Source organism: Gillisia marina, from assembly GCF_000258765.1.
GTDB lineage: Bacteria > Bacteroidota > Bacteroidia > Flavobacteriales > Flavobacteriaceae > Gillisia > Gillisia marina.
Window position 1 is genome coordinate 1 of record NZ_AJLT01000020.1, and the last position, 15,025, is coordinate 15,025.

A 15,025-nucleotide genomic window follows, 5' to 3' on the forward strand; every position below is an offset into this window, starting at 1 on the left:
CGGTAGTGATCAACAATGATGGAACAATCACGTATACTCCGAATGATAACTTTAATGGAACTGATAGCTTTACATATACTATTTCTGATGGAAATGGCGGAACCGATACTGCAGCGGTAATTATCATTGTGAATTCGGTAGATGATCGACCTAGCCCACCAATAATTACAGAAGTGATTCAACCCACTTGTGAGAATCCAACTGGCACAATAACTATCGAAACAGTAGAAGGTGTTACATATAGTATTAATGGAGTAGATTATCAAACTAGTGGAGTATTTAGCGATCTAGAGCCGGGAACCTATGAGGTAACAGCTCAAAGTTCTGGAGGTCTAACTTCTGAAATCACTATAATAACTCTTAATGAGCCTGAAGTGGTAGAAATACAAACCACCTCTATCGATCTTTGTATCGAGGATAGCACATATGACCTATTCAATCTATTATCTGGTGAATTTGACGAAACAGGAACTTGGGAAGGAAATACAGCAGCAGCTACTGCAGCTTTAAACGGTAGTGTTATAGATCCTGCCCTTTTAGTAGTTGGAAACTATTCATACAGCTATATTTTAACTGGAAACTGCCCATCGTCCACAAGTGTAGATGTGCGCATAAATGATGATTGTGTAGTACTTGCGTGTAACATAGACGATATAAAAAATAGTATCTCTAAAGCAGTAACGCCTAATGGAGATGGATTTAATGACTTCTTCACCATAGGTGTAGATCTTGATTGTGGATTCACATTCGATGTGAAGATCTTTAATAGATGGGGAGCAGAAATATATACCATGAGAAATTACCAAAACAATTGGGATGGATTTTCAGATAAATCATTTACAAGCTCAAATCAATTACCTTCTGGTACATACTACTACATCATAGAAATTAATGGTGCAAGTGGTTTAGAACCAATTCAGGGTTACATCTACTTAGGAACTAAATAAAGCTATAAACATGAAAAACTTCTATATCCTTATATCGATATTTTTTGTTGGTCTCTTCACATCAAATGCTCAGCAATTACCACAGTTCACGCAATATATGTATAATACTATATCTATAAATCCAGCGTATGCAGGAAGTAGAGATGGGTTTTCATTAACCGCATTGAACCGAAACCAATGGGCAGGATTAAGTGGCGGGCCGGTAACCCAGACGTTATCTATTAACACCCCCCTCAATAATGAAAAAATAGGTCTTGGATTTTCCGTGATCAACGATAAAGCGGGATATGAAAAATACACCTATTTATATGCAGATTTTTCCTATACCATAAATGTGGCCGATGATATAACTCTGGCATTTGGATTAAAAGGAGGAGCTAGTTACTATGATCTGGATGAAGATCTATTTGCAGAGCCTACTATTTTAAGTGATCCATTTTTTAATGATCAGTTTAATAAGTGGACACCAAATTTTGGAGCGGGAGTATATTTATCTGCTCAAAATTGGTATATGGGTCTGTCTGCACCAAAATTAATTAACAACGATAATAACGATTTTAGTGATTATGTAGCTCTAGAACAAGTACACTATTACCTTACTGGAGGATATGTATTTGATCTCAATTATGAATGGAAGCTTAGGCCTACAGCACTGGTTAAAGCAACTAAGGGCGCTCCCCTATCATTTGATATGTCCGCAACGGTTATCTATGATGAAAAACTATACCTGGGAGCTACTTATAGATTAGACGATGCGGTGGGTGCATTTGTAGATTTCCAGATCTTACCACCATTACGTATAGGCTATGCCTACGAATATTCAATTTCAGATCTTAGACCTTATACCTCTGGATCACATGAAATTCTATTGATCTTCGAATTAAGATCTAAGAATACTAAATACAAATCTCCTAGATTTTTCTAACCTAAATAAAACTATTATGAAGAATTTCAATTACATAATAATTCTACTATTTATTGGTAATAGTTTTATGGCTTCTGCACAAAGTGGCAAACAAAAAAAAAGCTGATAAATTATATAACGACTTGGCTTATATCGAGGCGGTAACTGTTTATAAAGAATTAATTGAGAAAGATTTTAATACAGTTTATAATCAAAGTAAACTTGGTGATGCCTATTTAAAACTTAGCAGTCCCGAAAATGCAGTTTTTTACTATGCAGAAGCTGTTAAAGATTCTAGCATATCTTCCGAATATTATTTTAAGTATGCCCGAGCTTTAAGAGGAGTTAAACGTTATGATGAATCTAAGGAATGGCTTAAAAAATATAGAACAGCTGGTAAAAATAAAGCTGAAGTAGATGAATTGCTATCTAAAGATATTGCAGATTTTAAAATACAAGCTAATTATACGTTGAGTAAAGTTGCTTTTAATTCTGAATTTAGTGATTTTGGAGCATATGAGCATAATGGGACTTTATATTATGTATCTGCAAAAAATGATGGGATGTCCAAAAAGAATAAAACATATTCTTGGAATGGAGAGCCATTTTTAGATGTATATCAGATGGATGCTAATTCAGAAATTAGTTCTTCTGTAAAAGGAGATATTAATACAGTTTTGCATGAAGGCCCATTAACCATTACAAAGGATGGAAAATACATGTATTTTACAAGAAATAATTATCTTAATAATAAAGAGGGTAAAAAACTAAAAGACCAAACCAATAATTTAAAGCTATATAGAGCAACCAATAATAATAATAATAATAATAATAATAATAATTCTTGGGGCGATGTTATAGAACTTCCATTTAATGATAATGCATACTCTGTGGGTAACCCAAGCTTATCTCCCGATGGAAAAACACTTTATTTTGTATCTGATATGCCGAATGGTTTTGGTGGAGCAGATCTATACAAAGCGGCAATTTTAGAAAATGGCGCTTTTGGAACTCCCGTAAATCTTGGGAACAAAATCAATACAAGTCTAGATGAATCTTTCCCTTTTATGGCAAAAGATTCCATTTTATACTTTTCTTCTAATGGTCATGTTGGATTTGGATTAATGGATGTTTTTAAAGTAAATCTATCTAAATCTCCTTTAGAAGTAATAAATATTGGAGAGCCGGTAAATAGCAATCTAGATGATTTTGCATATTTCCAAAAACCTGATAGCAATCTAGGGTATTTCGCATCTAACCGAGAAGGTGGGATGGGAAGTGACGATATTTATGGTTTCAACCTTTTAAAAACTCTGATATTAAAAGGTCAGGTTACAGATAATGTGAATTCCAAACCAATACCAAATGCGACTATTCGTTTAATGAATTCTGAAAATGTGCAGATTGCATTTTTGGAAACAGATAGTGACGGAAATTACGAGCAGGAAATAAATAGAAATACTACCTATCCTATTGAAGCAAAACATATAGAATATACAGAAAAGACTGGAACGGTAAATTCTAACAATACAGACGATTTAGAAGAATTGATCTATAATATCCAACTGGATCCTATTAAAGATGTAGAATACCTTGCCGAAATAAATAATATTTATTTCGATTTTGATAAGTCTAATATTAGACCAGATGCCGCAATGGAATTGGACAAACTGGTTAATTTAATGACTAACAAATATCCGGAACTTGTAATTAAGATTGGATCTCACACAGATAAGCGAGGTAGCGACCAGTATAATGAAGGTTTGGCAGAAAGAAGAGCAAAAGCTACTTATGATTATTTAGTATCGCAAGGAATTGCGGCTGAGCGAATTAATGCACATGAAGGGTTTGGAGAAAGAGAACCGGCAATACCATGTGATTCTTGTAGTAAAGAAGAACATCAGTTAAATAGAAGATCTATGTTTAGTGTAGTTAAAATGAACTAGATCCTTTACAAAAAGATTTAAACGCCCAGATACTAGTTATTATCTGGGCGTTTTCTTTTTTAATGATTCTGAACTAATGAAAAGTTATTCCATAACCTCTTTAATTATCTATAAACAATTAAATGGATGCTTCCTGTAGTGCGTTAAATACATTCAGGAAATTATCTCAGCATATCACAGAACGTCTATAACTCTTAAATATATTTAAGGTGATTGAATAGTATAATATTGGGTTGTACATAAAATGGAGTAACAAATAAATTATAAGCAACCCTACGATAAGTGTATTGTTTTATGAGCGTATTTAATCAAACAACTAAAATATTAGGAAAAGTGAGCATCCTAAAAACTAAAAAACCCACATTCAATTTTAATTGAATATGGGTTTTTCGACTAATATGCAGGGTATTAAAATTGCTGCTTTAATTAATTATTGGGGTAAATTAAAATTGTTGTTATTATCTTCTCATGAAAATATTGGTAAAATAATTTTTACCGTTTTTGTCTTTGTCTACAGAAATTCCGAAGTGTGTGTAATCCCCTTCAATATTTACTCTGTGACCATCACTTGCGATCCAAGCTTTTACAACGGCATCTGCGCTACTATAACCAAAAGCAACATTTTCTGCTACCGCTTTGGCTCCTACACCAGTTACTAAGTTGCTATAACGAACATTAAAATTATCATGGTTCACAACTTCATTGTTGGTCATATATACAGTATGGTCATCTGCTTGAAAGGTAACTTCATCTACTCTTGCAAGCTTGCTTAAGCCTTTACTTTCTCTATACTTATTCACGCCGGTAAGAATATCAGACTCTATACTAGTGTAAGCTATGGTATTTACTAAATCTGCAGTTTTAAGTTGAGTTTCATTTTCTGGAATTGAATTGTCTTTAGAGCATGATGCAAAAGCAAAAATGCATACTAAAACAATACAAAATTGTTTCGTAGAAGTTAACATAGGCAAGTAGGTTTAACGATTTGGTACTGCTAAACTACAAATAAAATCGACTAAATGCACTGAAGATGACGCAGTTAATCGATTTTACGTTAATTTTAACATGTTTTGTACGTTAAAGCCTACATTTAAAGCTATGTAAGGAGAATTGAAAGTAAGAAAATGAATGAAAAATCGTTAAAAGGTAAATATTTTACCATCATCGGCTAATTCCACCTGGTCAAATACAGTAGTTGCCTCTTCCTTAAACAATTGAATACTGGAATATCTTGTAGAATAGTGTCCAAGAATCAATTTTTGGACATTAGCTTGCTTTGCAATTTGAGCTGCCTGAATAGCTGTAGAATGTTTTGTGGGCGCTGCTAATTCTTTATTTATTTCTAAAAATGTAGATTCATGGTATAATACTGTAGTATTTAAAATCTGAGGGATTATCTCAGGATAATAAGCGGTATCACTACAAAATGCATAACTAAGAGGTTCCTCTGGAGGCCCTGTCACTAAATGATTCGGAATTATTTTTCCATCATTAGATTCTACATCTTTTCCCATCTTAACACTCTGATATAATGACACATCTATATTATACTTAACGATCTCATTAATTAAAAGCTTCCTAGGGCCCAGCTTCTCTTTAAACAAAAAGCCATTCGTATATATCCTGTGATTTAAAGGAATGGTCTCAACCGTTACCTTCTCATCCTCAAAAAGTAATTCAGGATCTTTACTGCTTAACTCATGAAAGAACAACGGATAATTTGTCCAAGATTTAGATAATTTCAGCTGTAATGTTATTATTTCCTTTATCCCCTTTGGCCCATAAACATGAAGTTCAGTTTCCCTATTCAATAATCTAAAAGTGGAAATAAGTCCAACGAGCCCAAAACAGTGGTCTCCATGTAAATGAGAAATAAAAATATGTTTAATGCGGGAAAATTTAACCTTATTTCTGCGCAATTCAACCTGAGTGCCTTCTCCACAATCTACCAAAAATAAATGATTATTAATTTCTAGTACCTGAGATGTAGGGTTTGTGAATGTTCTTGGGGTCGCTGCATAACAACCTAATATTGTTAATTTCATACTATGTCTTTATGCTCTTACGATAATAACAATGAGTGCTTAAAATCCAAGTTCTCTCTCCAAGTCTTCCATTTTTATGATATCTCCTGCTTCTAAAAGCGTTGGAACTACAATTAATTCATCTGGGATAGTATCTATGGAAATATTTGAATTAACCATTACGAAAGATTTCTTCTCTGCACGGTGGATATTGGAAATTTCAAGAAAGAGAAGTGCATCTTTCATATCGAAATTCTCATAACTTAAAAGATCTATCACCACATTATTATTTCTATAATCCGAATAGTTTTCAGTAATATTTTCTGCGAAATTTACAAGGTTGTTTTCATCATCCTGTAAAACAATAAAATCTTTCTTTCGTGTAATTTTCATATTTAATCTTTTAACCCCTTAATGAAGGTTTGTTTTCTCGAAACAAGTCTCGAATTTAAAAAAAATATTTAGCTCCTGAAAAACCGTAAAATAAAGACAGGCTTGTTTCAGTATTCTTTAAATCAGCTATAAAATTATCGATTTATTTTTGAAGCTAAAAGGTAAATTACCGCCATTCTTATTGCCACTCCGTTCTGAACCTGATCTAAAATTATAGCTTGTTTAGAATCGGCTACATCACTTGTAATCTCCACTCCCCTATTTATTGGTCCTGGATGCATTACCACAATTTGTTTATTAAGCGAATCCAATATTTCTTTATTCAAGCCAAATTGCTGCGTATATTCTCTTGTGGTTGGGAAATAGCTAATTTCCATTCGTTCGTTCTGAACCCTGAGCATGTTGGCAACATCGCACCATTCTAAGGCTTTTATTAGGTTGGTTTCCACCGTTACCCCTAAAGATTCTATATATTTTGGGATTAAAGTTTTTGGACCACATACTTTCACCTCTGCACCTTGCAATTTCAATGCAAAAATATTAGAAAGCGCAACTCTGCTATGCTTGATGTCCCCTACAATTAAAACCTTCTTACCTTTAACTTCTCCTAGTTTTTCACGAATGGAATAACTATCCAATAAGGCTTGCGTTGGGTGTTCATGGGTTCCATCCCCGGCATTTATAATACTTGCATCTACGTGCTTAGAGAGAAATATTCCTGCACCGGGATTGGGATGTCTCATCACCACCATATCCACTTTCATTGCAAGAATATTATTTACAGTATCTATAAGTGTTTCTCCTTTTTTTACTGAAGAAGAAGCTGCAGAGAAGTTTATAACGTCTGCACTCAATCTCTTTTCAGCTAACTCAAAGGATAATCTTGTACGGGTGCTATTTTCGAAGAATAAATTTGCGATGGTAATATCGCGTAAAGAAGGTACCTTTTTAATTGGTCTATTGATCACTTCCTTAAAATGATCGGCAGTTTTAAAAATCAGGTCTATATCTTCTTTTTTAAGATATTTAATTCCCAATAAGTGATTTACACTTAATTCGCTCATTTAGAATCTTTTTTCTGTGGAATTGCTTCCTGTTCTAGTTTTGGAGTTGGCAAAAGATACACTGCATCCTCTCCATGTACTTCTTTCCAATGTACTTTTACCTGCTCATCATTAATTGCATCTACTGTCTGCCATTGTAGTCCGGTTGTATCGGTAAATGCCTGCTGAATCTTCTATCTATTAATGTAAGTAATTCTATTTCTTTAGGCCTTCCAAAAGACTGAATTGCAGTTAAGGCTGAACGTATACTTCTTCCCGTATACAAAACATCGTCTATAAAGATCACTTGCTTATCTTCAACAATAAAATCGATCTTCGTTTTATTTGCTTCGAGAGGCTTCGTACTTCTTCTAAAATCGTCTCTATAAAAAGTGATATCGAGCTGTCCGGATTCAATATTCTTAATTCCATATTCTTCTTCTAGTAATTGAAGAATTCTGTCAGCCAAAAATACGCCACGAGGTTGAATTCCAATTATTACAGTATTTTCAAAATTTGGATGATTTTCTACCAACTGACAAGCCAAACGACGAAGGATAATGTTGATCTCTTTAGAATTAAGCAACATTTTTTGACTCATAATAGAAACTGATGATGTTTGTAAAGCAAAAGTAAGATTTTTTTTGATTAAAGAAAGTATAGTTTCTTATCGTTCTAGTGCTAGTAAAACAATTTGACAACTATTTTAGATTCGGTTAAGTAAGTGAAATATACTTCTACTTAAATTGATACATTTACTACAAATCTTTTTTTTGAATGAAAAAAATTAGAATCACAATTTTCATCATTGTTTTGGCTCAGTTTTGTTGTACTTCTCTTTGGTTTGCGACCAATGCCGTTTTAAACGATCTAATCTTAAACTTTCAGCTAAAAGGTAATCCTCTAGAACATCTAACCTCCGGAGTGCAATTTGGTTTTATATTAGGAACTTTACTTTTTGCACTCTTTTCAATAGCCGATAGGTTCTCCCCCTCCAAAGTTTTTTTTTGTTTGTGCATTGCTGGGAGCTGGAATTAATTTAGCAACAATATTAGATACACATAATTTTTTCAGCTTACTTTTAATCAGATTTTCAAGTGGATTTTTTCTCGCAGGAATTTATCCTGTAGGAATGAAAATAGCTTCCGATTATAGTGAAAAAGGCCTTGGCAAAGCCCTTGGTTTCCTTGTAGGAGCACTCGTTTTAGGAACTGCATTTCCTCACTTATTAAATGGAATTATTTTTAAGATTTCATGGCAAGCGGTGATAATAGCTACATCCACAATTGCATCAATCGGTGGTCTTTTAATTTTAGTATTTGTCCCTGATGGACCTCATAGAAAGAGAAATTATAAGCCCACATTCAAAACCGGGAAAGTAATTTTTAAAGACCCTAATTTAAGAACAGCAGCTTTCGGCTATTTTGGTCATATGTGGGAGCTCTATTCGTTTTGGGCTTTTGTGCCAATAATCTTAGCTACTTATTTTAGCTTGCATCAAACTTCAACGCTAAATATTTCCTTTTTCTCCTTTGTTATTATTGGAGTTGGTGGCATCGCATGTGCGCTAGCTGGTTTTTTAAGCAGTATTTATGGAGAGAAAAAAGTTGCTCGAACCGCTCTTTTCTTATCCGGCTGTTGTTGTTTAATATCTCCACTCCTATTCTTTACAAACTCAATAGTTTTATTTGTTGGGTTTCTCACATTTTGGGGAATGGTTGTAGTGGCAGATTCTCCCTTATTTTCAACCTTAGTAGCACAAAACACACCTGCGAAATATAAGGCTACTTCTTTAACATTAGTAAATTGTATCGGTTTCGCCATAACAATAATCAGCATTCAGTGCATTTCTCTTTTAAGTAATTATATAGATCCAAAATTTTTATATTTAATATTGGGAGCTGGGCCTTTGCTAGGCGTAATTGCTTTATTTCAAAAATCTAAAAAATCACAACACCATGGGAGTTAAAGGAGATAAGGAAAGTTCGAAAGGTAATAATGCCATCGAAGCTCTAATGGAAAAATTGGATTCTATAGAAGGATTAACGTATAAGAAAATGTTTGGAGGTTTTGGATTATTTCATGAAAGTAGAATGTTTGGGATTGTAAATTCTAAAGGAGACTCCTATTTTAAAGTTAATGAACAAACCAAACAATCCTATTTAAAAGCTAATTCTGAACAGCATAGTAAAATGCCCTATTTCACTATTCCTATTGTAGTTTTAAATAATCACGATTTATTAAATAAATGGGCGAAAGAATCCATAGAAATTTCAAAGAAATAATCTGAAGAAAAGATGGAAGCTTTCTACAAATTTTATGGATAAGTAGAAGAAAATTCTTCAGATTGAAGATAAATTTTAAATCTCATCTTATTTAAATTTTAAACAAATAAAGAACAACAATATATGAAGGTTGCCAGCATCAAGGAGCTAAAAGACGAACTTAAGCATCACTCTAAAGAAGAACTTCTAACTTATTGTTTACAGCTTTCAAAATTCAAAAAAGAAAATAAGGAACTGCTTACTTATGTTTTATTTGATTCTACAGATGAGGAGGAGTTCATCGCACAAATAAAAAAGGAAGTAGAAAGTCAGTTTGATACTATTAATAAAAAGAACTTTTACCTCATTAAGAAAAGTGTTCGGAAAATTTTAAAAATGATAAAAAAATACATTCGGTATTCAAAAAAGAAGGAAACCGAAGTTGAACTCTTATTATTCTTTTGCACTCAATTAGCTAATTTTTCACCTTCAATTAAAAGAAACACAACGCTACTAAATTTGTATAACAGACAGTTATTACTTGTTAAGAAAGGGATTACAATGTTACATGAGGATCTTCAGTATGACTATGAATTAGAATTACAGGAACTAACACTAAAATAGAAATGAAAAATTTTAAATTTCAATATATACTAATTTTCATATTCGGTATGCTGTCTTCACTATCATTTGGACAGGAAAAAAATGTAGCAAATTCATCCGATTCCAATATCAAATTAAGGCATTTAGAAGACACTATTGGATTTCCTCAATATAAATGGCAAATGGATAGTATTTTGTCCAGAATTGAACCGGAAGATAAACTTTCTACTTTAGAAATAAATAAAGCCACGATCTGTCCGCACGATGATTATGCATATGCAGCGGGGCTTTATAAAAAGACACTTTCCAGTATAAAAGCAAATACTATCGTTCTTGTAGGAGTTGCTCACAGAGCTAGAAATTTCAACTTAAAAGATAAGATTATTTTAGGATCCTATGACCAATGGGAAACTGCTTATGGAACTATTAAGATCTCTCCCTTAAGAGATAGATTGCTTTCAATAATTCCAGATAGTATATACATGGTTCATGACGAAATGATGCAATTAGAGCATTCGCTGGAAGCAATTACCCCTTTCCTTCAGCAGAAAAACAATAATGTAGAGATACTTCCAATGCTCGTTCCTTATAATTCATTTGAAAATATGGACGCTTTTTCTGAAGTTATTTCTATAGCACTTTCTGATCTTATGAAGGAGAAAAATATGAAATATGGAAAGGGTCTCGCAATTGTAATTTCTAGCGATGCCATACATTATGGAAATGAAGGATGGGGAAGCTCTAATTTAGCACCTTTTGGAGTGGATAGTTTAGGAACTGCTCAAGCTTATAATAAAGATCTTAAGATTATTGAAAGCTTTCTAACAAATGAAATTAGTGAAGAAGGAGTGAAAAATTTCAATAAAATTACGGTGAAAGAAGAAAATTATATGGAATATAACTGGACTTGGTGCGGTAGATATTCTATTCCCTTCGGAATTTTAATGTCGAACAAATTAAATCTCTTACTTTATAATGAACCATTAAAAGGAACTTTAGTAGATTATAGATCAAGCATTCACAATCCACATATCCAGGTAAATGATCTTGGAATGGGAACAACCGCCCCGGCAAATAGTAAACATTGGGTGGGCTATGCGGGAATTAGATATCACTAGTAATTCCCTTTAATCATGCTATGTTTAAATTATTTATTCAGTTTCACCGATTTTTTTTTTAAATTGCTAGTATAATACTATACAAAAACCAAAAAATATCGATTCTATAATCGCTCTCCCCAATTAGCGATTTAAATGTCACGTTAAATATTTCATTTATGAAAAAAAAACTAACCTGCATACTATTAGTTGATGACGATTTACCTACAAATTTTATTAACGAAAGAGTCTTAAGAAAAATTGATTGTACCGAAAAGATAATTGCAGTCCAAGGTGGATTTGAAGCCTTGGAATATTTAAAATCTACAGATAAAGAGAAGCATCCACAACCAGATTTGATTTTTCTAGACATTAATATGCCTGGCATGAATGGTTGGGAATTTCTTGAAAATTACAATCAATTAGAAGAAGATCAGAAGAGTAAAGCAATCGTAGTAATGTTAACTACCTCTCTTAATCCAGATGAAAGGGATAAAGCAAGTGAAATTCCTCAGATTTCCGCTTTTCTAAACAAGCCGCTATTCGTTGATGGTGTTAAGAAAATTTTACAAGAAAAATTTCCCGAGTATGTGTAATTAATACCAATAGCGTGCAAATAGGATATACTATCTTATTTATTATAAATGATGTTTGCAACCCCAATAAAAATGACAGTTTTAAAAAAATCCCTTTATAAAATTATTCAAAAAGAAGAGGCTGTTTTTAATTTTTTACAGGATTTTGCACTCTATGGTTATTGGTTTATAGAATTAGAAAAAACAAATGATATTTATATAGACCCGAAGCTCTTGAACTCCTTAGGCTTTGGCTCCAACTCTACTAAAAACAAACAGTTATTTACACAAGATATATTAAACAATAAAGAATTTGATAGGGTTTTGCTTGCTATAAAAAAGCACTATAAAGATCTTTCGAGTCCAGTAGACATAAAAGTTTCCTACGTGTCACAAGCAAGCCAGAACATTAGTTTTAATTGTAGTGCTATTGCCCTTAAAAATTCTGATAATATAATTTCTTCCATAATCGTTGCGAATAAATCCTTTGTTAATGGTTATGAAGCCTTACATGGAGGCCTGCAAAATGTCCAACGGCTTGAACGCATTATAGACGGTACCAACATTGGAACTTGGGAGTGGAATGTGCAAACGGGCGAAACTATTTTCAATGAAAAATGGGCAAATATTTTAGGCTATACCTTAGCAGAGCTACAACCAATCACCTCTGAAACCTGGGAGAAATTTGCACATCCAGATGATCACGAGCGTTCAAATAAGCTATTGGAAGAGCATTTTTCGGGGAAAACTGAATACTATGAAATAGAATCGAGATTTAAAAATAAGGCAGGAGAATGGATTTGGGTAAAGGATAGCGGGAAGGTAGTTAGCTGGACCGAAGATGAAAAACCTGAGTGGATGACCGGGAGCCACCAAGATATTACTGAGCGAAAGGAGCATGAGCTGCTATTGGAAAAATATCAGGATCTGTTAGATAGGTCCAACCATGCTGCAAAAATTGGTACTTGGGAAGTGGATCTTTTAAAAAATGAAGTAAACTGGAGCAGTATAACAAAAGAAATTCATGAGGTTCCAAAGGATTTTTCTCCAATATTAGCAGAAGCAATAGATTTCTATCCTAAAGGTATTCATAGAGATACTTTAGAAAATTCAGTAAAAGAAGCGATTGTAAAAGGTGAAAATTACGATATAGAAGTCCAAATTATTACCGCTAAAGGAAACTTAAAATGGGTTCGAGCAATAGGAATATCTGAATTTGAGAATGGAGAATGCAAGCGTTTATATGGTCTTTTTCAAGATATTAATAAAAGGAAAGAAGATGAAAGAATAAACCATGAACGTCAAACATTATTAGAAACTATTTTAAATAGCATAGAAGTTGGTGTGGTCTCTTGCGATCGAGAAGGAAACCTTACTCTCTTTAATAATGCAACAAAAGAATGGCATGGGCTACCAGTAGAACCTATACCACCATCAGAATTTTCAAATCATTATGGGCTTTTTCATCCAGATGGAGAAACCCCATTAAAAATGGAAGAAATTCCTCTAATACAAGCTTTATATACTGGAGAGATTACCAACAAAGAATTTATAATTTCTCCAAAAAAAGGAACTCAGCGCAATATTATTGCTACGGGCTCCCAACTTGTGGGAGAAGATGGAAATGTATTTGGTGCTGTTGTCGCAATGCAGGATGTCACCATTATTAAAAAGACGGAGAAGCAACTAAAAATTAGTGAAGCTGCATTTAGGGGTAATTTTGAAAATGCTGCCATTGGTATGGGTATTTTAAACCATAATACAGAATGGTTAGAAGTGAACGATCAGCTTAGTAATATTGTAGGATATACAAGAGAGGAATTACTTGATTTAAGTGTTTTCGATTTTACTCACAAAGATGATATAGCCAATAATATTGCATTGTTAAAAGATTTTATTTCCGGCGAGAAAAAATATTTAAATAATGAACAAAGGTTCATTCACAAAGATGGATCTATTGTATATGTTATTTTATCTGTATCTGTAGTAAAGAATGATGATGGAAGACCTTTATATTTTATTGGTCAAATTACAGACATTACTCCTCGAAAAATTGCAACACAGAAGCTTCACGAAGCGCTTGCACAACTGGAAGGGATATTGGATTCAAGTACCCACGTAAGTATTATAGGCACCGATCTAGATGGAACCATAACTACTTTTAATAGAGGTGCCGAAAATTTACTAGGATATTCCAGAGAAGAAATGATTGGTAGAGAATCTCCGGCTAAGATCCACTTAAAAAAAGAGGTCATAGAAAGAGGAGAGGAACTTTCCATCGAATTAAATAAAAAAGTAGAGAATTTCGATGTTTTTAGAGCTTTAGCCAATAATGGCAATCACGATACAAGAGAGTGGACCTACATCCGAAAAGATGGTGTTCAGTTCCCTGTACAGCTAACTGTAACCCCTGTAAAAGATGAAAACACAACAATTGGATATTTAGGTGTTGCTGCAGAGATCACTGAGATTAAGAGGGTAGAAAAAGAAATTAAATCCTTGTTAGCAGTTACGAGTGATCAAAATGAACGATTAAAGAATTTCGCACACATCGTTTCTCACAATTTGCGTTCCCATTCAGGGAATTTCGCAATGCTTTTAAACTTGTTTTTACAGGATTATCCTGATGCCAATGAGAATGAAATAATGAATATGTTGAAACTCGCTTCAGAAAATTTAAAAGAGACTATTGCTCATTTAAATGAAGTGGTTTTAATTAATACGAATATCGATGAGAGTTTAATTCCTATAAATATATACAAAACAACGGTTCAATCTATTCGTAATGTTGCGGGAATTGCTAATGAAGCAGATGTAGAAATTATTAATAACATAGACCCAAAACTTAATGTATTAGGCTTACAGGCCTATCTAGATAGTATTGTTCTAAACTTCTTGACCAACGGTATTAAATATAGGTCGTTGGAAAGAGCGTCTTTTGTAAAAATAGATTCCAAAGTAGAAGGAGAATATGTGGTTATAAGTATTGAAGATAATGGACTGGGAATAGACCTAAAAAAACATAAAGCAAAAATCTTTGGGATGTATAAAACCTTTCATAAAAATAAGGATTCTAGAGGGATTGGATTATTTATCACAAAAAATCAGGTAGAATCTATTGGCGGTAAGATTGAGTTGGAAAGTGAAGTAGATAAAGGAACAATATTTAAATTATATTTTAAGCATGAAAAAGATTGATATTGCTTGTATCATAGATGATGACCCAATT

At 33.2% G+C, this 15,025-nt stretch carries 13 protein-coding genes and 1 pseudogene; 9 read left to right on the forward strand and 5 right to left on the reverse strand.

Annotation, left to right across the window (positions count from 1 at the left end; all coding sequences use genetic code 11):
* The 3 genes from ON07_RS06125 to ON07_RS06135 all read left to right on the forward strand — a co-directional run.
* On the forward strand, window positions 1–947 hold a 947-nt coding region (locus ON07_RS06125; protein WP_010229045.1), incomplete at its 5' end, for a T9SS type B sorting domain-containing protein.
* Window positions 948–957: 10 nt separating this feature from the next.
* On the forward strand, window positions 958–1,872 hold the full coding sequence (locus ON07_RS06130; protein ID WP_029331586.1) for a PorP/SprF family type IX secretion system membrane protein: 915 nt from the start codon (window positions 958–960) through the stop codon (window positions 1,870–1,872).
* An 83-nt stretch (window positions 1,873–1,955) separates the two neighbouring features.
* The gene (locus ON07_RS06135; protein ID WP_237708875.1) at window positions 1,956–3,797 is read left to right on the forward strand and encodes an OmpA family protein; all 1,842 of its coding nucleotides are present in this window, start codon (window positions 1,956–1,958) and stop codon (window positions 3,795–3,797) included.
* A gap of 458 nt (window positions 3,798–4,255) precedes the next feature.
* Here the strand turns inward: ON07_RS06135 and ON07_RS06140 are convergent, their stop codons facing one another.
* The 5 genes and pseudogenes from ON07_RS06140 to pyrR all read right to left on the reverse strand — a co-directional run bounded on the left by ON07_RS06140 (window position 4,256) and on the right by pyrR (window position 7,858).
* Window positions 4,256–4,762 carry a CAP domain-containing protein gene (locus ON07_RS06140; RefSeq protein WP_010229053.1) on the reverse strand — a complete coding sequence of 169 codons (507 nt, stop codon included), beginning with the start codon at window positions 4,760–4,762 and terminating at the stop codon, window positions 4,256–4,258.
* A gap of 174 nt (window positions 4,763–4,936) precedes the next feature.
* Window positions 4,937–5,842, reverse strand: coding sequence for a ribonuclease Z (locus ON07_RS06145; protein WP_010229054.1), 906 nt, complete (start codon window positions 5,840–5,842; stop codon window positions 4,937–4,939).
* A 39-nt stretch (window positions 5,843–5,881) separates the two neighbouring features.
* Complete coding sequence (locus tag ON07_RS06150) at window positions 5,882–6,214, reverse strand: hypothetical protein (RefSeq protein WP_010229055.1); 333 nt, start codon at window positions 6,212–6,214, stop codon at window positions 5,882–5,884.
* Window positions 6,215–6,348: 134 nt separating this feature from the next.
* Entirely contained in the window at window positions 6,349–7,278 is a 930-nt protein-coding gene (locus ON07_RS06155; RefSeq protein WP_010229064.1) for an aspartate carbamoyltransferase catalytic subunit, read from the reverse strand.
* Window positions 7,275–7,858, reverse strand: a pseudogene (pyrR, locus tag ON07_RS14710) (bifunctional pyr operon transcriptional regulator/uracil phosphoribosyltransferase PyrR). The gene ON07_RS06155 and the pseudogene pyrR overlap by 4 nt, the downstream one beginning before the upstream one ends.
* A 417-nt stretch (window positions 7,859–8,275) precedes the next feature.
* Here pyrR and ON07_RS14715 point away from each other — a divergent pair.
* The 6 genes from ON07_RS14715 (at window position 8,276) to ON07_RS15895 (ending at window position 14,994) form a co-directional block, all read left to right on the forward strand.
* A complete protein-coding gene (locus tag ON07_RS14715; protein WP_316928099.1) occupies window positions 8,276–9,226 on the forward strand; it encodes an MFS transporter in 951 nt (316 codons plus the stop codon).
* Window positions 9,216–9,542 (forward strand): TfoX/Sxy family protein, encoded by a 327-nt coding sequence (locus ON07_RS06170; RefSeq protein WP_010229068.1) that lies wholly within the window; start codon window positions 9,216–9,218, stop codon window positions 9,540–9,542. Before ON07_RS14715 ends, ON07_RS06170 begins: the two co-directional genes overlap by 11 nt.
* Window positions 9,543–9,665: 123 nt before the next feature.
* Window positions 9,666–10,145: a hypothetical protein gene (locus ON07_RS06175; RefSeq protein ID WP_010229070.1), complete on the forward strand. Its 480-nt coding sequence runs from the start codon at window positions 9,666–9,668 to the stop codon at window positions 10,143–10,145.
* 2 nt (window positions 10,146–10,147) lie between these two features.
* The gene (gene amrB, locus ON07_RS06180; protein WP_010229080.1) at window positions 10,148–11,242 is read left to right on the forward strand and encodes an AmmeMemoRadiSam system protein B; all 1,095 of its coding nucleotides are present in this window, start codon (window positions 10,148–10,150) and stop codon (window positions 11,240–11,242) included.
* A 158-nt stretch (window positions 11,243–11,400) separates the two neighbouring features.
* Entirely contained in the window at window positions 11,401–11,817 is a 417-nt protein-coding gene (locus tag ON07_RS06185; protein ID WP_010229082.1) for a response regulator, read from the forward strand.
* A gap of 72 nt (window positions 11,818–11,889) precedes the next feature.
* On the forward strand, window positions 11,890–14,994 hold the full coding sequence (locus tag ON07_RS15895) for a PAS domain S-box protein (protein WP_162097759.1): 3,105 nt from the start codon (window positions 11,890–11,892) through the stop codon (window positions 14,992–14,994).
* Window positions 14,995–15,025 lie beyond the last annotated feature (31 nt).